The sequence below is a fragment of the Kitasatospora sp. NPDC002965 genome, assembly GCF_040611255.1.
Lineage (GTDB): Bacteria > Actinomycetota > Actinomycetes > Streptomycetales > Streptomycetaceae > Kitasatospora.
Genome location: NZ_JBEXNT010000018.1, coordinates 66,787 through 84,422, shown reverse-complemented (window position 1 = coordinate 84,422; position 17,636 = coordinate 66,787). Strand labels below are relative to the sequence as shown.

Genomic DNA, 17,636 nt, shown 5'->3' with positions numbered 1-17,636 from the left:
CCCGGCCCGGGCCGGCCCCCGCGCGCCGCCCGGGGGTTTCCCCCGCGGGGGGGCCCGCCGCCGGGCGGTTGTTGGCCCGGGGCCGGGGCCCGGGCCGGTCACAACCGGGGGAGCGCTCAGTACGGCTGGACGAGGACGTGCGCGGCGCCCGGGATGCCGACCTTCAGCAGCTCGTCCTCCTCCGCGGTGGTCGGCGTGCCGGTCTCCTGCTTGAGGATGGCCCGGGACAGCGCCTGCACCCACATCGCACGCGGCCGGCGGCGCTCCTCCCAGGCGGCCAGCGCGGCGGGCACGGTCTCGGCGGCGTCCAGGCTCTGGGCGAGCACCAGCGCGTCCTCGACGGCCATCGCCGCGCCCTGGGCCAGGTGCGGGGTGGAGGCGTGCGCGGCGTCGCCGGCCAGCACCACCCGGCCGACGTGCCACGGCTCCTCGACCGTCACCTGGGAGATCCGGGTGTACACCACGGCCGCCGGGTCGACGACCTGCGCCAGCGCCTCGGCGATCGGGCCGCCGAAGCCGGCCAGCCGCTCGCGCAGCTGCTCGTGGGCCAGCTCCGGGTCCGGCCGGAAGTCCTCGGCCTCGGCGAACACCGAGCCCAGGTACATCAGGTCCTCGCTGATCGGGGTGAGCAGCGCCTTGGCCTTGAGGTTGCCGGCGGACATCACGACGCCCTGCACCTCGGGCGAACGCGGCAGCGTGACGCGCCAGTTGGCGAAGCCGGTGTACTCGGGCGCGTAGGTCTCGCCGTACAGGTGCCGGCGCAGCGGCGAGCCGATGCCGTCGAAGCCGACCACCAGGTCGTAGCGGCTGCTCTGCCCGTCGGACAGGGTGACCGCCACCTCCTCGCCCTCGTCGACGAGTTCGGTGATCGTGGTGCCGAACCGGATGTTCGCGCCGGCGGCGGTGGCGGCCTCGTTGAGCACCTGGGCCAGGACCGGCCGCGGGATGCCGTTGTTGGAGGGCGCGTCGCCCATCCGGGGCTGCGGGATCTTCGCGACGGTGACGCCGGCCGGGTCGCAGATGGTCAGCACCTCCCACTCGAAGCCGGCCTTGACGCACTGCTCCAGCACGCCGATCTCACGCATCACGTGCAGCGCGTTGGACGGCTGGATGATGCCGACGCCCAGCGCCTCCAGTTCGTCGCGCAGCTCGACGACGTCGACCCGGTGGCCGCGCCGGGCGAGGGCGGTGGCCGCGGTCAGGCCGCCGATGCCGCCGCCGTGGACGAGTACGCGCAGGGGTGGGGTCATGACGGGTTCTCCAAGCGGAAGGGGAAGCGGGAGGGGAGGGGGGAGCCCGGCGGCCGGGGGAGGGGCCGGAGGGCGAAGAAACGTTTCAGCCGATCGCTGCGGCCGTCGAGAGGTCCATCAGATGGTCGACCAGGGCCAGCAGCAGGTCCCGCCCGTAGGTCCGCTCCCGCACGTCGCCGAGCAGCATCGGCACCTGCGGGTCCAGGTCCAGGGCCGCCCGGATCTCCTCCGGGCCGCGGGTGTTGTGGGCGTGGAAGCAGTTGATCGCCACCACGAACGGGATGCCCCGGCTCTCGAAGAAGTCGATCGAGGCGAAGCTGGTGTCCAGCCGGCGGGTGTCGGCGATGACGATCCCGCCGAGCGCGCCGTTCACCAGGTCGTTCCACATGAACCAGAACCGTTCCTGGCCGGGCGTGCCGAACAGGTAGACCACCAGCTCCGGATTGACCGTGATCCGGCCGAAGTCCAGGGCGACGGTGGTGGTCTCCTTGCTGTCGATGCCCGACAGGTCGTCGACGCCGACGCTGGCGCGGGTCAGCAGCTCCTCGGTGCGCAGCGGCGCGACCTCACTGACCGAGCCGACCAGGGTGGTCTTGCCGACGCCGAAGCCGCCGGCGATCAGGATCTTGACGGCGGCGGGGGCCGTCGTCGGGCCGTGGGAGGCCGGGCCCCCGGCGGCCAGGCGGTTCGGCCCCGCTGCGTGCGGTCCGGGGGAGGGGAGGGGTGCGGTCGGTGCCATGGTTCAGAGTCTCCGGAGTCCTTCGCGTACGGCCGTCAGCAGTCCGAGGTCCACGCCCCCGCTGACCCGGGCCACCGAGAGCGGCGGCCGGGCCAGCAGCAGGCCCTGCGAGATGAGATCGCCCAGCAGGATCTTGGTGACCGAGACCGGCAGGTTGAGGCCGGCCGACACCTCGGCGACGGCGGCCGGACGGCGGCAGCGCTCCAGGATCATCCGGTGCTCCGGCTGCAGCGAGCGCGGCCCGGACCGGGAGCCCCGGGCCAGCGCCTCGGCCGCCGGGTCGTCGACGGTGGTCAGCAGGGTGATCAGGGTGAGGTCGTCGCGTTCGGGCGCGACCCGGCCGCGGGTGATGGTGTAGGGGCGCACCATCGTGCCCGCGCCGTAGTCCTCGTCGTCGTCCTCGTCGGGCTCGCTCCAGTGGGGGCGCACCGGCGTCTCAGCCCCGGTTCCGGGCCGCGAAGGCGTCGAACTCGTTGCGGGCCGGGGTGCTCATCTTCTGGCCCACCTGCTGCACCAGGGTGTGCATGGCCACCGACATGACCTCGGCGTCCACCTCCTGGGAGGCGACCACGGCCAGGTGGGTGCCCTGGGCGGCGGCGATGATGAACAGCCAGACCTCGGCCAGCTCGACGATCACCTGGTGCACCGGACCGCCGTCGAAGAGCTGGCCGACGCCGCGGGCCAGGCTCTGCTGGCCGGTGGCGACGGCGGCCAGCCGCTCGGCGTCCGACCGCTCGATGGTCCGCGAGTGACTGACGACCAGGCCGTCGTCGGAGAGCAGGACGGCGCTTCTGGTCCCGGCCACCGAGTCGACGAGTCCGTCCAGCAGCCAGTCCAGGTCCTGGTGGGTGGCGATCGTACGGTTCATCACTGGTCTTCCGTCCTCGTGGTTCGGGGGTCCGCGGCGGGGAGGGCCCAGGGGGACGGGCCCGGCGCGGGAGTCGGGGGGCCGGCGTGGGTGGGGGGTGCCGGGGAGTCGGGGTACTCGGGACCCGTGCCGTCCGGGTCCGGCCCCTGGCCGCGCGCGGCGCGGGACTGGCGCTGGAAGGCGCCGATGGTCGCGCCCGACCGGCGGGGCGGCCGCTGGAAGGGCCCCGCCGCACCGTCCTGCCCACCCTGCCCGACGAGCCCGGGGGCGTCGGCCTGCCCGCCGGCGGTGGCGCCGTGGTCGGCCCGGGGCTGCGGCGGGACCCGCAGCTCGGCGGCGAGGCTGGCCTGCCGGACGCGCTGCGGGAGCGGCGGCTGGCCGGTCTCCGGGGCGCTGAGCGGGATCGCGGAGTCGTACTCGCGCCGCTCCCGGCGCTCCGCGAGCCGGTAGTGGTCGGCGGGCCGGTACTGCTCGTCGGCGTACGGCGCCTCGGCGGGCGTCACCGTCGCGTAGGCGATGTCGGGGTACGCGGGGGCGTCGTACGGCGGGAGCGCGGCCTCCGGGGCACCGGCGTGGGCGGGGCTGCCGTGGGCCGGGGCGCCGTCGTAGCCGGGTCCGCCGTACGCGGGGGCCTGGTAGCCGGGCGAACCGTGCTCGACGGGCTGCTCCGCCTCCGCGGGCGTCACGTACTCGACGAGCGCGAACGCCTCGGCGGGCTCCGGCCGGGGGTTGCCGGTGAACCAGTCGGTGTCCGGGGGGATGTCGTCGTCGGTGAACGTCTTGCCACCGGAGTAGCCGCGGCCCTCGGGGTAGCCGCCCTGCTCCGGGTAGCCGCCCGCCTCGGGGAAGGCACCCCGGTCGGCGGGGGCGGCCTCGCCGGGGCCGTCGGAGGGACCGGCGGCGGTGGGGGCCGGGGCCGTGGTGTCGACGCTGTCGCCGAACGCCGCCTCGATGGCCGCGCGTCCCTCCTCCTCCTCGTCGACCAGGACCACCGGTCCAGCGGTCGGCACGGTCGGTGCGGTCGACAGAGCGGGCATCTCGGTCACCGAGGCCAGCACCGCGTTGCCGTGCGCGCCGCGCTGGCGGCGGGCGAGCGGGATCGGCTCGACCGGCACGGCGTCCGGCAGGTCGGCGTCCCCGTCGATGACGAGCTCGCCGGGGACGAGCACGACCACCCGGGTGCCGCCGAAGGCCGACGGCCGGAACTCCACCCTGATGCCGGTGCTCGCCGCGAGCCGGGCGACCACGTAGAAGCCGAGCCGGATGTCGTCGGCGCGGGCCAGCACGTCCATCCGGGGCGGGCTGGTCATCAGCGCGTTGGCCGCGTCGTACTGGTCCGGGTCCATGCCGAGCCCGCGGTCCTCGATCTCGATGGCGAGGCCGCGTCCGACGACGGCCGCCCGCACGTCGACCGGCGTGGGCGGCTTCGAGAAGGTCGCCGCGTTCTCCATCAGCTCGGCGACCACGTGGGCCACCGGTCCGACGGCGCGCTCCGAGAGCCACGGGTGGCCCTCGACGTCCAGCATGATCCGGCGGTAGTCCTGCACCTCGCCCTGGGCGGAGCGGAGCACGTCCAGCAGCGGGACGGGCTTGCGCCACTTCCGCTGCGGCTGGCCGCCGGCCAGGATGACCAGGTTCTCCTCGTAGCGGCGCAGGCGCGCGGTGAGGTGGTCGAGGTCGAACAGCCCCTCCAGCACCTCCGGGTCCTCGTGCTTGCGCTCCAGCTCGTCGAGCTTGCGCAGCTGCTGGCCGATCAGCAGCTGGGTACGGCGCGCGATCCGCTGGAGCAGCCGCTCGAAGCCGCGGTGCTGCTCGGCCTGGCGGACGGACGTCTCCAGCGCGGAGGTGCGGGCCAGGTTGAGCGCCTGGCCGAGCTGCGCCAGCTCGTCGGTGCCGTTGGAGTGCGGTCCGGCCGTGATGGCCCGGCTCTCCGCCTCGACGTCGACCTGCTCGCCCTGCGAGAGCCGCTCCACCACCTCGGGCAGGGTCCGCTCCAGCTCCTGGGCCTGGCTCTGGAGCTCCTTGATCCGGCGGCGCAGCGATCGGGTGAGCCGCCAGCTGGTGAGGACCACCGCGACGACCGCGAACAGGCCGATCACGGCGGTCAGCGCGACCCGGGTGAGCAGCGAGATGATCGAGCCCTTGCCGACCTCGACGACGCCCTCGGTGCGGGTCTCGATGGCCTTCACCAGTGCCGGGTTGACCTGGTCGAGGGCCTGTCGCCACTGGTCCTGGAGCTGCGGGAGCTTGACGCTGCCGCCGGCGTCGACGGTGGCGGGCCGGATCAGCGCCTGCTCGACGGTGGCCTTGGCCTGCCAGGCGGGGCTGTTGGCGAGCTGCTGCCAGGCACCCTGCTCGTCGGCCGGCACGTACGGGACGACCTGCACGGTGAACAGGTGGTCCTGGGCGCCGATGGCCTGCTGGAGCAGCTGGTAGTCGGCGGTGCTGAGCTTCCCGGAGGGCCAGCCGCGGGCCAGGATGGCGTCCTCGCGGGCCAGCATCTCCTTGGCCCAGAACGCGTTGACCAGGGTCTTGGAGATCCAGGTGACCTCGCCGTTGGCCACGTGGCTGAGCGCGGTGAACAGCCGGAGGTCGACGGCGATCAGGTCCGTGTAGTACGCGTAGACGGTCTGCTGGTCGACGGCGGCCCGGTCGACGGCGGACCGCTGCTCGGCCAGCCTGCCGAGCGCGCGGCGCGCCTCGGCGACCGCGTTGCGGACGTCGGTGGGCGCGCTGTCGGCGGTCTCGCCGGAGAGCGCCTGGAACTTCGTGACGGCCTCGTCGGTCAGCTGTCGTTGGCGCTTCAGCTGGTCCGTGACGCTGCCGGGCCGGGCGAGCGCCTCGGCACTGAGCCGGCGCTCCTCCTGGAGGTTGTAGTAGACGATGTTGGACGGCTGTCCCGCCTTCTGCGCCAGCAGTCCCTGGGCCGCCTGGCGTTGGAAGTCGAAGAAGGTCACGCCGCTGGTGACGGCCCAGAGGGCGGCCAGGGCGAGACTCGGGACGAGGGCGAGGACGAGCAGTGCCGTCCGCAGTGACAGGCGCGGACGCCTGCGGGGGGCCTTCGGCGTCGGGGGCCGCCGATTCGCACGCGCGCGCAGAACTGTCTCCTTGGGGCTGGCGGCCGGTCCGTGAGGGCCGGGCCGTCCGGGGCACGGTCTTTTGACGAGGCGATACTAGTCATACGGTGTGTTAGGAGTGAAAGCGCGTTCGATCTTCGGACGACGTGCACACACGTCCTTAACATTGCGTCAGTGTGCGGTTAACGTCCCGGCCGGGCGTCGGGCGGCCCCTGCGGCCCGCCCCCGGAGGTGTCGCGGCCGTGTCCGCGGCCGTGCCCCGAATTCGTCCGGGACGTGCCCGATCGTGCCTCCGACCTGCCCTCCGACCCGCCCTCCGAAGGGCGTCCGACGCGCTCCGGCCGGGCCCCGGCGCGGGCGCCCCGCAGAGGCGCACGGCCCGATGTCCGTTCTGCGGAACCGAGTTGTCCGAGGCGACGGATCGTGGTTACGGTACCCGCTATGCAGTCGTGGAGTCTCCTTCTCGGTGGCCGCAGCGGGGTCTGACCGGACCGGCACCCCGCTGCGGGGTGCCGTGCTGCCGGTCGTCGTCCGGTACCGACCGCGCGGAAACCGCGCAGCGAAGGACCCCCCGTGACCGCCGCAGGCACCACCCCGCAGTTCCCCACCCTCCGCACCCCCGCCGGCCCCGTCCCGGCCGCCGCCCCCGCCTGGAACCCGCAGCGCGGCAGTGCGATGCCGTTCCACCGCTACCGCCCCGCCCACCGTCGCGTACCGCTGCCCGAGGCCACCGCCCGCGCGTGGCCGTCGCGGCGGATCGAGCGGGCCCCGCTCTGGGTGCCCGTCGACCTGCGGGACGGCAACCAGGCGCTCGCCGAGCCGATGGACCCGGCGCGCAAGCAGCGGATGTTCGACCTGTTCCTGGCCATGGGCTTCAAGGAGATCGAGGTCGGCTACCCCTCCGCCAGCCGGACCGACTTCGACTTCGTCCGCCGCCTCGCCACCACGCCGGGTGCGGTGCCCGAGGACGTCACCGTCGTCGTCTTCACCGCCGCCCGCGCCGACCTCATCGACCGCACCTTCGAGTCCGTCGAGGGGCTGCCCCGGGTCGTCGTCCACCTCTACACCGCGACCGCCCCCGTCTGGCGGGACGTCGTCCTCGGCCGCAGCCGCGAGGAGGTCCGGGCGCTGGTCACCGGAGCCGCCGAGCACATGGCCCGGCGGGCCGGTGACCGGCCCGGCCTGCGGTTCCAGTTCTCGCCCGAGGTGTTCAACCTCACCGAGCCGGACTACGTCCTGGAGCTCTGCGACGGCCTCACCGCGCTCTGGGACGCGAGCCCCGACCGCCCGGTCGTCCACAACCTGCCCGCCACCGTCGAGATCGCCACCCCCAACGTCTACGCCGACCAGATCGAGTACCTGCACCGGCACCTGGCCCGCCGGGACTCGGTGATCCTCTCCGTCCACCCGCACAACGACCGGGGCACCGGCGTCGCCTGCGCGGAACTGGCCGTCCTGGCCGGCGCCCAGCGGGTCGAGGGCTGCCTCTTCGGCAACGGCGAACGGACCGGGAACGTCGATCTGTCGACCCTCGCGCTGAACCTGTACACCCAGGGCGTCGACCCGATGGTCGACTTCTCCGACATCGACGAGATCCGGCGCACCGTCGAGCACTGCAACCGGCTGCCCGTCCACGAACGCCACCCCTACGTCGGCGACCTCGTCCACACCGCCTTCTCCGGCACCCACCAGGACGCCATCAAGAAGGGCTTCGCCCACCACGCCGCGACCGCCGCCGGCCTGGGCGTCCCGCCCGGCCTGGCCCCGTGGGACGTCCCCTACCTGCCGATCGACCCGGCCGACCTCGGCCGCGACTACGAGGCCGTGATCCGGGTCAACAGCCAGTCCGGCAAGGGCGGCATCGCCTACCTGCTCCAGGCCGGGCACGGCCTCGACCTGCCGCGCCGCCTCCAGATCGAGTTCTCGCGCGTGGTCCAGGAGTCGACGGACGACAGCGGGCGCGAGGTCACCGCCGACGAGCTCTACGCGCTCTTCCGGGCCACCTACCTGGACGCCGCCGTCGACGCGTCGTGGCGCACGGGGGAGACGGCCGGCGGCGCGCACTGGGCCGAGGTCACCCTCGACGGCACGGCGTCCCGGGGCGAGGGCAACGGGCCGCTGGACGCGGTGTCCGCGGCGCTCCGTGCGGCCGGGCACCCCGTCGACATCCTCCGGTTCACCGAGCACGCCGTCCGCACCGGCCCCGACAGCGACGCCGTCGCGTACGTGGAGGCCAGGATCGGGGGCGGCGGCAGCGCCGACGGCACGGACGACGCGGGGGACACCGGCGGTGCCGGGGGCGAGGTGGTCTGGGGCGTCGGACGGGACTCCTCCGTCCTGACCGCCGGGGTCCGGGCCGTCCTCAGCGCCGTCGGGCGCGGCCGGGCGCGTTCCGCGGGCGTTCGGCAGGACGGCGCGATGACGTCCTCCCTCCCCGCCCGCAGTCAGGCGGTCGCCGACGCCCTCGCGGCGGCCGGTCTGCCCGGCGAGATCCGGGTCCTGCCCGACTCCGCCCGTACCGCCGCCGAGGCCGCCGCCGCCCTCGGCTGCGAGGTCGGCGCCATCGCCAACAGCCTGGTGTTCACCTGCGACGGCGCGCCCCTGCTGGTCATGACCAGTGGCGCCCACCGCGTCGACACCGAGTACCTGGCCCGGCGGCTGGGCACCGGACCGATCACCCGGGCGGGCGCCGAGCAGGTCCGCGAGGCCACCGGCCAGGCCATCGGGGGCGTCGCCCCCGTCGGCCACCCCGCCCCGCTGCGGACCGTCGTCGACACCGACCTCGCCGGCCACGAGGTGCTGTGGGCTGCCGCGGGCCACCCGCACACCGTCGTCCCGATGACGTACGACGACCTGCTGAAGCTGACCGGCGGCACCCCCTCGGCGGTCGTCCCCGAGGAGCGGCGGGTGCTCTGACCCGTCCGGAGGTCCTCCCGGCCGCTGCCCGGCGCCGGGAGGACTCCGCGGTCCCCCTCCCGCTACCAGACCTTGTGCAGCGTGAACAGGTCGGCCTGGAACTGCATCTGGACGGCGTGCGCCGCCCACCACCCGCCCTGGACGGCCACCCAGCTGTTGCTGTGCTGGGCCTGGAGCGCGACCAGGTCGGTGCCCGGGACCGGCTTGCTCCAGAACACCTGCCGCGTGGCCGTGCTGCATCCCTCGGTGAGGAGCCAGGCGCCGTCGCCCTCGTACCCCTGGTCGACGGCCAGGCACCACCAGCGCGCGTGGTCCTTGAGCTTGTAGAACCTGCTGCCGGGGTGGCTGGGGTCGGGCCGGCTGCAGAGCTGCCACTGCTGGACGGCCTCCCCGTCCCACGGGGCCTGGATGATCGAGCCGTGCTCGCCCCGCTCCTGCGAGACCTGGAGCACCATCCGCTCACCGCCGTAGGTGTGCGGGGTGAGGATCCGGTACCCGCCGCCCTCGCAGCTGTAGCCGTCCATCGGGTCGGCCGCCGCGGACGGCGCCCCGACCGTCAGCAGCGCGCCGACGGTGACGGCCGCGCCGAGGACGGCACCGAGGCGGCGGGCGGCCCCGCTCCTGCGCTTCGTCATGCTCTTCCCCTCCTGGTCGTACCTGCGGGTCGTCACTTGCACAGCTCCTTGCGGGCGGCGGCCCGGACGGTGCCGGCGGGCTCGGGCGACGGGCAGGAGACCGTGCCCTCCTCGGGGAAGTTGAAGGTCGTGTACTGGCCCGTGCCCGTCTGGCTCGCGTTGATCCAGTAGCCCGAGGCCGCGCCGGACCGGGCGCACAGGTACCGCGACCACTCGCCGTCGACCCGCAGGACGCCCCGGTAGATCCCGTAGTAGCCGGGCGCGTTCAGGTTGACGACCCGGCTCAGCTCCGTGGTCCGGGTGCTGGTGCGCTCGTTGGCGACCTGGAACCCGACCTTGACGCCGACCTCGGACAGGGTGGACTTGTAACCGGCGCTGAAGTCCGCGCTGTTGTTGATCTTCGTGGTGACCGTGTTCAGGACGCTGAGGCGCTGCGTCTGCTGCCCGGTCGTCCCGGGCGTGATGTTGAACGAGGTGAACTCCGTGATCACCGGGGTGATCGTGGCGGAGGTGATGTCGTCCCAGATGCTCTCGATGTTGGGGTTGCAGGTGGCCCCGGGCGGCGGGGTGGCGTGCGCGGGCGCCGCGCCGAGCCCGAGGCCCGTGACCGCGAGGATCGCGGCGAAGCCCGTGGTGAGGCCCGTGGTGAAGACGGCCCGCCGACGCTTGGGGGCGGGGGACGTGACGGTCATGCGGAGATCCCTCCGGTAGGGGGAACGGTCCCGAACTGACTACCGGAATCCTCGGGTGCACCCCGGCGCGGCTTCCATCCCAGCAATCTGGAGGGGAAGCCGCACCGGGGCGGCGGTGTCCGTTACGCGATGCCGAACGGCGCGGCCCAGCGGGCCGTCCCGGACGGCAGCGGGTGCCGCTCGGCGTCCAGGCTCAGGGCCATCCACGCCTCGTCGGGCGCGTCGAGGGTGAGGACGATCCCGTGCTCCGAGGCCCGGCCGAAACCGAACCGCGGGTAGTACGACGGGTGGCCGAGCAGGATGACGAACCGCTCGCCCGTCGCACGGGCGGCGTCCAGCCCGGCCAGGACGACGGCGGATCCGGCACCGGACCGCTGCCGGTCCGGTCGCACGGAGACCGGCGCCAGGGCGAGGGCCGGGACGTCCCCGATGTGGGCGCGGGTGAAGGCCACGTGGCCGGCGAGCGTGCCGGAGGCGTCGGTGACGACGGTTGAGAGACCGCCGATCCAGGCCTCGTCGGCCCGCAGGGCATCGAGGAGGTCGGCCTCCATCGGCCGGCCGAAGGCGGCCAGCGTCAGCTCACGCACGGTCGGGACGTCGGACGGCGTCTCGACACGGGTGTGCCAGGAGGAGGACGAGGAGGAAGAAGAAGACATGGGAGAACCCTTGGAGGAAGGGGTCCCGTCGCGAGAAACGTCAGACCGGGACCCGGGAGGTGAGGGCAGTCGGGACGCCACGCAGCACGTGCGCAGCAGCGGTCACCGCGGCCACGATTCACCTCCTGTCTCCGGGTCGGTCCCCGGTCGAGCTCGGACGGCCGAACGTAGCACGGTGCCCGGAGGCGGCGCACACCGTTTTCGGGCAGCCCGGGGCGGTCGGGGCGGTGTCGGGGCTCAGCCCGGGCCGCCCGGGCCGAAGACCCGCGCCAGGGCCGTCCGCGCCCGCCACCCGCCCGTCCCGTGCACGCCCTGGCACCCTCAGCGGGAGACCCGGCTCGCCGGGCGCTGCGCGACGGCCAGCGAGACGGCCTCCAGCGCGCTGGTGAACGACACCTCGCTCAGTACGCCCGGCGCCGCCACCTGGTCGCCCACCAGGTACACGCCGTCGCCCCGGTCGACGGCCGGGCGGTCGCGCCAGCAGGTACCGGGCAGGTCCACCGCGCCGGTCCGGCCGCCGGCCACCGCCGTGCGCCGCCACACCACGCGCTCGCGCCAGCCGGGGAAGCCCAGGTCCAGCAGCCGTTCGGCCCGGGCGGTCCCGTCCTCCTTCCGCCCGCCCGGGGCGAGCGGGAACTGGGCCTGGATCAGCTCCTCCCCGGCAGGCGCCAGACTCCCGTCCTGTGCGGTGAACCGCTCCACCCACCCCGGGCCGTCCAGGTCCGAGACGAAGAACGCGTCGCCGCGCCGCGACCGCACCGCCAGGTCGAGCAACAGCGTCCGACCGCTGTGCCAGACCAGGCCGTCGTCGCCCAGCAGCCGCCGCGCCGAGTCCAGGGCGGTCGCCACGATCACCGGGCCGCCCCCGACCGGAAGGTCGTCCACCCGGGCGCCCGTCTCGATCCGCACACCCAGCTCGCGGGCCCGCGCCGCCATCCGGTCGATCACCGACTGCCAGCCGCCCACCGGGTACCGCGCCTCCGGCACGAGGCTCGCGGACCGGCGGAGCCGCTCCTGGACGAACGCCGCCGACAGCAGCCCGGGGTCGTGGTGGAACGTGGCGACGGCCACGAAGTTCGCCGCCGCCCGCGCGGTCCGCTCACCCGCCACCTCGCTCGCCCAGCCCAGGAAGGTCCGGCCCACCGGGGCCCCGCGCCGCCGCGCCAGCCGCGTGAGCCCGACCGGCGGCAGACGGTGCAGCCCGCCGTCCCGGTGGTAGCGCATCCGCAGGGCCTCCGCCGCCGGGATCCGGGCCAGTGGCCCGACCAGCCCGCGCTGCCGCAGCCACGTCCAGTGCGGCCCCCGGCGGTAGAACGCGTGCGGGCCCTCGTTGGTCCGGTACGGCGCCTGCGCCGTCCGGGCCCGCCCGCCGAGCGTTCCGTGCGCCTCGTGCAGGGTGACCGCAGCCCCCGCCTCGGCCGCCGAGATCGCCGCCGTCAGTCCGCCGAAACCGCCGCCGACGACCGTGATGTGCTGCGCCATGTCCTGTGCCCCTCCGGGTGCCGGGCGGCCGCTTCCGGTCGCCGTCGACAAGGGGACGGAGCAGCCCGCCGGAATGTGACAGCCGATCCGCAGAGGATTGCCCCGGCCCCGTCCCGCCGCCCGGCTGCTCCGCTCCGGCGCTTCCGGCGCGTCCGGCGGCACGGCCGGACCCGGCGCCCGGGAGGCGGGGTGGGCGGCTCTCTGAAATCCTGGCCGCGCCGTACCGCAGTACCCGCGGCACCGCAGTGTCCGACCGCAGTACCCGCAGCACCGCAGTGCCCGACCGCACCCCGCGAGGAGCCGGCATGTCCGGAATGTTCGACACGAGCGTCGAGGTCGACCGGCCGGTGGAGCACGTCTTCGCCTACCTGGCCGACGGCCGCAACGACACGGAGTTCAGCCCCCGGGTCCAGTCGATCGAGAAGACCCCGGACGGCCCGACCGCCGTCGGGACGGTCTTCCGCAGCACGGTGAAGGACGCCGGGGTGAAGACCTCCCGGGAGTTCCGCATCACCGCGCTGGAGCCGCCGCACACGATCCGCTGGACCGAGCAGAGCAAGAACCTGATCACCGCCGAGGGCGGCTACGACCTCGAACCGCTCCCGGGCGGCGGCACCCGGGTCCGCATCTTCAACGAGCTGGACGGCCACGGGCTCGGCAAACTCCTGGTGGCCCCGGCGCTGCGCGCGGCCCGCAAGGACGCCCCCGACTTCGGCCGCCGCATCAAGGCCGCCGTCGAGCGGTCCTGACCCCCTCCGGGCCCCGCGGCCCCCGGGCACGCGGGGCGGCCGGCGGGCAGGTGCGTCCGGTGCCGGGCCGGCCGCTCAGGACGCGGCGTGGAGGGACGGCGGGGTCGAGGACAGCCCGGCGCGGTGGGCGAGGGCGGCGGCCTCGCCGCGGGAGCTGACGTCCAGCTTGGCCAGGATGTTGGCCACGTGGAACTTCACCGTCGACTCGCTGATGTGCAGGGCCTGGGCGATCTCCCGGTTGCGGCGGCCCTGGGCGAGCTGGTCGAGGACCTCCAACTCCCGCGGCTGAAGGCCCTCCAGCGGATCCACCGAGGTGACCGGGGCCGCCGCCACGTTCAGCGGCAGGTCGACGGTGACCGTCGTGCCCCAGCCGGGGACGGCGTCGACCGTCAACCGGCCCGCCAGGGCGGCGATCCGGTCGGCGGTGCGGTGGACGGCGAGCGCGTCGGGGGTGAGCAGCCCCGGGCCGTCGTCCCGGACGACGGCGCGCAGCGTGCCGTCCACGAACTGCCAACTCACGTGCAGGCGGCCCAGATCGTCCTGCTCCAGCATGGCCAGCACGGTGGAGCGGACGGCCGCCCGCGCGGTGTGCGCGGTGTCGGCGGGGACGGACCGGTCGCCGGCCGTCGGCGCCAGCAGGTCCAGCCGGACCGGACTGTGCCGGAGCAACGGCCTCAGCACGTCGGCGAGTCGGGCGAACGCGGTGGCCGCGGGCTCCTCGCTCAGCTCGCGGTCGAGGTCGGCGGCCCCGCGCAGGTCGAGCAGGGCGGTGACGGCCAGGTCGGTGGCACTGCGCCGGGCGGTGGCGTCGTCCAGGGCTGCGGCGCGCAGCGGCGCGAGGATCGCCGAGAGCGCGGAGGCGTGCGCACCGCTCAGTTCGGCGATCGCGCGGGCCCTGGCGGCGGCCGAGGCGCGGGAGGCGGCGGCATGCGCGGGGGCGGCGTCGATGGCCCGGTGGTGGGAGTGCGTGGTCACCAGCTCCCAGAGCTGCTGGAGCAGGGCGAGCGGCAGCTCGGGCAGCGGGGCGAGGGGCCCGGCGGTCGCCCGCACCAGTACCAGCAGCGCGCCGTTGCTGCCGGCCGGTGCCGACGCCACCGCGACCGCCGGCCGTGACCGCCCGGCCAGGACGGCCTCACCCTGCCACGGCCGGCCCGGCTGCACCGCCTCGGCGACCCGGGCCAGCTCCGGGCTGGTGATCCGGGTGGACAGTTCCTCGGGGCCGAAGGCGCTGGCCGGTGAGTAGGTGCAGACGCCGCTGAGCTGGGCGAGCGCGACGTGCGGGACGAGGTCGGCGGTCACCTCCGAGAGCCTCGGCATGATCGCCGGCCGGGGCGTGCGCAGCACCTCGACGACCCGGGCCAGCGCGCCCTCCGGCCGGTCCCAGGACCACGCGGCCCGCTCGCCGCCGGGGGCCCGGTCCACCGTCCGGGCGGGGTTCGTCGACCGGGTCTCGGCCGTTCGGACCGGTGCCGCCGTCCGGGCCCGGCCCGTTGCGCGTGCCTGTTCCACCATGCCGTCCAGCGTAGACCGGGCCCGCCCGGCGCGGCCTGGCCGAACGGCCAGGCCGAACCGGCCGAACGACCGGCGGGGGATCGCCTCCACCACGGACAGGCTGGGACCGTCACCTCGGCGCCGCACCCGACACCGAGACCCCGGCAGAGACAGACGAGAGAACGGTGGAATCCCCATGACCGACGCCGATCCCGGCACCCTTCCGACCAAGGCCATCGGCTTCGCCGAGTACGGCGGCCTCGACGTGCTGCGCCCGATCGAGATCGAGGTGCCCGCGCCCGGCGCCGGCCAGGTGCGGATCGCCGTCCGCGCCGCAGGCGTGAACCCGCTGGACCACAAGGTGCGTTCGGGCTCGATCACCGAGTTCTTCCCGGTCACCTTCCCCGCCGTCACCGGCTACGAGGTGGCGGGCGTCGTGGAGGCGGTGGGCGAGGACGTCACCGCGTGGCAGGTCGGTGACGAGGTGTTCGGCGCGGTCCACGGCGGCGGCTACGCGGAGCACGTGCTGGCGGCGGCCGACAAGCTGGCCCGCAAGCCCGCCGGGCTGGGCTGGGAGCAGGCCGCGGCGATCCCGGTGGCCGCCGAGACCGCGTGGCGCTCGCTCGACCTGCTGGCCGTCGAGCCGGGCGGGACGCTGCTGGTGCACGGTGCGGCGGGCGGGGTCGGCACGATCCTGCTGCAGTTCGCCCGGCAGCGCGGGATCCGGGTGATCGGCACCGCGAGCGAGGCCAACCACCCGCACCTGCGCGACCTGGGCGCCGTCCCGGTCGTCTACGGGGACGGTCTGGCCGGGCGGGTGCGGGCCGCCGCCCCGGAGGGTGTGGACCGGGTCCTGGACGCGGCGGGCCTCGGCGGCGTCCTGCCGCTCTCCGTCGAGCTGGCGGGCGGAGCGGAGAACGTGCTGGCCATCGCCGACTGGCAGGGCGCCGCCGAGCACGGCGTGCGGTTCACCGGCGGCACCGAGCCGGCCGACTACCAGGGGCCGGCCCTGGCGGGTGCGCTCGCCCTGTTCGAGGGGGGCGGGCTGGTCCTGCCGTTGCACCGGGTCTACCCGCTGGCGGAGGCGGCCGAGGCGCAGCGCGAGAGCGAGGGCGGCCACGTCCGCGGCAAGATCGTCCTCACGGTCGGCTGAGCCGCCGAGCCGCTGAGCCGCCGAGCCGCCGATCGCCGAGTCGCTGAGGGGGGCGGGTCGGCCGCCTCGCCGGCCGCCTCGTTCGGTGACCGTCGTCCCGGCGCGGCCGGCCGGTCAGTCCTCGGCGCCGTAGCGGGCCAGGTACGCGGAGAACCGGGCGACGTCCTCGTCCGACCAGTCGGTGAAGCGGGCGGAGAAGGAGACCCGCCGGTGCTCGTTGGCCTCGCGCAGCAGGGTCAGGCCGGCGTCGGTGGCGCGCAGGATCTGGCCGCGCTGGTCCTCGGGGTCGGTCTCCCGGCGCAGCAGGCCGAGTTTCTCCAGCGCGGTGACCTGGCGGCTGACGGTGGACTTGTCGAGCATGAAGTGCGCGGCGACGTCCGCGGCCCGGCAGCCGCCGCGCTCCGTGATGAGGTCCAGGATGCTGTACGTGACCAGGGAGAGGTCCGGATGCAGCTGCGAGGCCTTGTGGCGGGCCCGGCGGGCGAAGGCGGTCAGCTCGCGCTGGATGGTGTCGATCGACGTCTCGCGGTCGGGCATGGTGGACCCACCTCCTCGGCTTCCGATATTTGTTGCACTATACAACGAGTTTGTGTGCGGTGCGACGTGCCTGCCAGGCTCGGGCGGCCGCGATCCGGCGCGTTGCGCTCGGGTGAGTGGCGAACAGTAGTTCAAGCACCCGGGGCGGGTCGACGTCGGACACGTTGGTCAGGGCCAGTCTGCGCTGCATCGCGATGAATTGCTCGGCGTCCGAAGTGAGTTCGAGGGCGTGCCGGTCGGCCCGGACCTCGACGCGGCGGCTCACCGCACACTGCACCGGACCGGACAGCGCGCCCAGCAGCGCCGCGCACGCCGCCAGCAGCGGCAGCGAACGGGGGTCGGCCGCGTCCGTGGCGCCCGCGGCCGACAGCAGCGGGCCCCGGCCGAGGGCCAGGCCCAGCAGTGCCACCACGACCGCCGCCCCCACGGCGCCCAGCACCGTGCCGGTCAGCACGTCCCGGTGCTTCACGTGCCCCAGCTCGTGCGCCACCACCAGCTCCACCTCGCGCGGCTCGGCGGTGGACAGCAGCGTGTCGTACACGACGATCCGCCGCGTCGCGCCGAGTCCCGAGACGTAGGCGTTCAGCGCCGTCGTCCGGCGCGACGCGTCCGCCACCAGGACGTCCCGCACGCGGACGCCGTCCCGCTCGGCGAGAGTCAGCAGCGCCTCGCGCAGCGGGCCCGGCTCCATCGGGGTGAACCGGTTGAACACCGGCTCGACGAGGAGGGGGTAGAGGAAGGAGAGCGCCGCCGTCAGCAGCGCGGCCGCGCCCGCGGCCGGCACCCACCAGTGCTCCGGCGACCGGTCGGTGAGCGCGTACAGGCCGAAGGCCGTCGGCAGCACCAGGGCGAGGGTCAGGGCGAGTCCGCGCGCCAGGTCCGCGGCCCAGCCGGCCCAGCCCTGGGTCACCAGGCCGAACCGGGTCCGCACCGACCGGGCGCCCGCCCCGAACGGCAGCTGGGCCGCCCGGCCGAGGAGCACCAGCGCACCCGCTCCGGCCAGCACCTCCGCCGTACGGGAGCCGCCGAACCGGCCGCCCACCGCCGTCACGAGCCCGGCCCCGGCGGGGGTCAGCCCGAGCGCGAGCGTCAGCGTCAGGCCGGTGAGCCGTCCGCCCAGCGCCCAGGGGAGCCCGGCGCGGCGCAGCGCCCGGCCGCGGGCGCGCTGGGCGGGGGTGAAGTCGGACTCGGGGGAGGCCGGCGCGGGGGCGGGGCCGGGCTCGGTGCCGCCCGGGTGTGGTCGGACAGAATCCGTCATCTGTTATCCGTCATCCGAAACTCGTCAGCTGCCGGCCGTCGTCTGTCGGCCGTTGCCTGTCTGCCCTTGCTTGTCGGTCCGTGCCTGTCGGTCCGTGCCTGTCCGGCGGCCCTTGCGCGCCGGCCGGGCAGCC

15 protein-coding genes and 1 pseudogene are annotated in these 17,636 nt (G+C 74.9%); 4 read left to right on the top strand and 12 right to left on the bottom strand.

Features of this window, described 5'->3' with window-relative positions; translation table 11 throughout:
• Window positions 1-116: 116 nt before the first annotated feature.
• From ABZY91_RS10840 to ABZY91_RS10820, 5 genes are all read right to left on the bottom strand, one after another.
• Window positions 117-1,250: an FAD-dependent monooxygenase gene (locus ABZY91_RS10840; protein ID WP_355401478.1), complete on the bottom strand. Its 1,134-nt coding sequence runs from the start codon at window positions 1,248-1,250 to the stop codon at window positions 117-119.
• An 85-nt stretch (window positions 1,251-1,335) separates the two neighbouring features.
• A complete protein-coding gene (locus ABZY91_RS10835; protein WP_355401476.1) occupies window positions 1,336-1,989 on the bottom strand; it encodes an ATP/GTP-binding protein in 654 nt (217 codons plus the stop codon).
• A gap of 3 nt (window positions 1,990-1,992) precedes the next feature.
• Entirely contained in the window at window positions 1,993-2,358 is a 366-nt protein-coding gene (locus ABZY91_RS10830; RefSeq protein ID WP_329878494.1) for a DUF742 domain-containing protein, read from the bottom strand.
• Window positions 2,359-2,425: 67 nt separating this feature from the next.
• Window positions 2,426-2,857, bottom strand: coding sequence for a roadblock/LC7 domain-containing protein (locus tag ABZY91_RS10825; RefSeq protein ID WP_329878284.1), 432 nt, complete (start codon window positions 2,855-2,857; stop codon window positions 2,426-2,428).
• On the bottom strand, window positions 2,857-5,814 hold the full coding sequence (locus tag ABZY91_RS10820; protein WP_355401474.1) for a nitrate- and nitrite sensing domain-containing protein: 2,958 nt from the start codon (window positions 5,812-5,814) through the stop codon (window positions 2,857-2,859). The genes ABZY91_RS10825 and ABZY91_RS10820 overlap by 1 nt, the downstream gene beginning before the upstream one ends.
• Before the next feature lie 795 nt (window positions 5,815-6,609).
• Here ABZY91_RS10820 and ABZY91_RS10815 point away from each other — a divergent pair.
• A pseudogene (locus ABZY91_RS10815) lies at window positions 6,610-8,319 on the top strand (2-isopropylmalate synthase); the annotation flags it as partial.
• A gap of 33 nt (window positions 8,320-8,352) precedes the next feature.
• Window positions 8,353-8,850, top strand: coding sequence for a YbaK/EbsC family protein (locus ABZY91_RS10810; RefSeq protein WP_355401503.1), 498 nt, complete (start codon window positions 8,353-8,355; stop codon window positions 8,848-8,850).
• 62 nt (window positions 8,851-8,912) lie between these two features.
• Here ABZY91_RS10810 and ABZY91_RS10805 read toward each other — a convergent pair whose 3' ends face one another.
• From ABZY91_RS10805 to ABZY91_RS10790, 4 genes are all read right to left on the bottom strand, one after another.
• Window positions 8,913-9,521, bottom strand: coding sequence for a hypothetical protein (locus tag ABZY91_RS10805; protein WP_355401472.1), 609 nt, complete (start codon window positions 9,519-9,521; stop codon window positions 8,913-8,915).
• Complete coding sequence (locus ABZY91_RS10800) at window positions 9,518-10,177, bottom strand: hypothetical protein (protein WP_355401470.1); 660 nt, start codon at window positions 10,175-10,177, stop codon at window positions 9,518-9,520. Before ABZY91_RS10800 ends, ABZY91_RS10805 begins: the two co-directional genes overlap by 4 nt.
• Window positions 10,178-10,299: 122 nt before the next feature.
• The gene (locus ABZY91_RS10795) at window positions 10,300-10,833 is read right to left on the bottom strand and encodes an N-acetyltransferase (protein WP_355401468.1); all 534 of its coding nucleotides are present in this window, start codon (window positions 10,831-10,833) and stop codon (window positions 10,300-10,302) included.
• Between the two features lie 321 nt (window positions 10,834-11,154).
• A complete protein-coding gene (locus ABZY91_RS10790) occupies window positions 11,155-12,315 on the bottom strand; it encodes an NAD(P)-binding protein (protein WP_355401466.1) in 1,161 nt (386 codons plus the stop codon).
• A 305-nt stretch (window positions 12,316-12,620) separates the two neighbouring features.
• On the opposite strand from ABZY91_RS10790, the gene ABZY91_RS10785 reads away from it, so the two are divergent.
• Entirely contained in the window at window positions 12,621-13,064 is a 444-nt protein-coding gene (locus ABZY91_RS10785) for an SRPBCC family protein (RefSeq protein ID WP_355401464.1), read from the top strand.
• A gap of 75 nt (window positions 13,065-13,139) precedes the next feature.
• On the opposite strand, the gene ABZY91_RS10780 is transcribed toward ABZY91_RS10785, so the two are convergent.
• Window positions 13,140-14,576: a LuxR C-terminal-related transcriptional regulator gene (locus ABZY91_RS10780; RefSeq protein ID WP_355401462.1), complete on the bottom strand. Its 1,437-nt coding sequence runs from the start codon at window positions 14,574-14,576 to the stop codon at window positions 13,140-13,142.
• Between the two features lie 175 nt (window positions 14,577-14,751).
• Here ABZY91_RS10780 and ABZY91_RS10775 point away from each other — a divergent pair, with 175 nt between their 5' ends.
• Window positions 14,752-15,708 carry an NADP-dependent oxidoreductase gene (locus ABZY91_RS10775; RefSeq protein ID WP_355401460.1) on the top strand — a complete coding sequence of 319 codons (957 nt, stop codon included), beginning with the start codon at window positions 14,752-14,754 and terminating at the stop codon, window positions 15,706-15,708.
• 114 nt (window positions 15,709-15,822) lie between these two features.
• Here ABZY91_RS10775 and ABZY91_RS10770 read toward each other — a convergent pair whose 3' ends face one another.
• Both ABZY91_RS10770 and ABZY91_RS10765 read right to left on the bottom strand, forming a co-directional pair.
• Window positions 15,823-16,245 (bottom strand): MarR family transcriptional regulator, encoded by a 423-nt coding sequence (locus ABZY91_RS10770; RefSeq protein ID WP_329878265.1) that lies wholly within the window; start codon window positions 16,243-16,245, stop codon window positions 15,823-15,825.
• Between the two features lie 37 nt (window positions 16,246-16,282).
• Entirely contained in the window at window positions 16,283-17,503 is a 1,221-nt protein-coding gene (locus tag ABZY91_RS10765) for a M48 family metalloprotease (protein WP_355401458.1), read from the bottom strand.
• Window positions 17,504-17,636: the final 133 nt, after the last annotated feature.

Bases quoted from the DNA above. Each gene is read 5' to 3' on its own strand.
- ABZY91_RS10780 (WP_355401462.1), bottom strand. From the start codon at position 14,576: ATGGTGGAACAGGCACGCGCAACGGGCCGGGCCCGGACGGCGGCACCG.
- ABZY91_RS10790 (WP_355401466.1), bottom strand. From the start codon at position 12,315: ATGGCGCAGCACATCACGGTCGTCGGCGGCGGTTTCGGCGGACTGACG.
- ABZY91_RS10825 (WP_329878284.1), bottom strand. From the start codon at position 2,857: ATGAACCGTACGATCGCCACCCACCAGGACCTGGACTGGCTGCTGGAC.
- ABZY91_RS10840 (WP_355401478.1), bottom strand. From the start codon at position 1,250: ATGACCCCACCCCTGCGCGTACTCGTCCACGGCGGCGGCATCGGCGGC.
- ABZY91_RS10785 (WP_355401464.1), top strand. From the start codon at position 12,621: ATGTCCGGAATGTTCGACACGAGCGTCGAGGTCGACCGGCCGGTGGAG.
- ABZY91_RS10835 (WP_355401476.1), bottom strand. From the start codon at position 1,989: ATGGCACCGACCGCACCCCTCCCCTCCCCCGGACCGCACGCAGCGGGG.
- ABZY91_RS10795 (WP_355401468.1), bottom strand. From the start codon at position 10,833: ATGTCTTCTTCTTCCTCCTCGTCCTCCTCCTGGCACACCCGTGTCGAG.
- ABZY91_RS10765 (WP_355401458.1), bottom strand. From the start codon at position 17,503: ATGACGGATTCTGTCCGACCACACCCGGGCGGCACCGAGCCCGGCCCC.
- ABZY91_RS10770 (WP_329878265.1), bottom strand. From the start codon at position 16,245: ATGCCCGACCGCGAGACGTCGATCGACACCATCCAGCGCGAGCTGACC.
- ABZY91_RS10800 (WP_355401470.1), bottom strand. From the start codon at position 10,177: ATGACCGTCACGTCCCCCGCCCCCAAGCGTCGGCGGGCCGTCTTCACC.
- ABZY91_RS10810 (WP_355401503.1), top strand. From the start codon at position 8,353: ATGACGTCCTCCCTCCCCGCCCGCAGTCAGGCGGTCGCCGACGCCCTC.
- ABZY91_RS10830 (WP_329878494.1), bottom strand. From the start codon at position 2,358: ATGGTGCGCCCCTACACCATCACCCGCGGCCGGGTCGCGCCCGAACGC.
- ABZY91_RS10775 (WP_355401460.1), top strand. From the start codon at position 14,752: ATGACCGACGCCGATCCCGGCACCCTTCCGACCAAGGCCATCGGCTTC.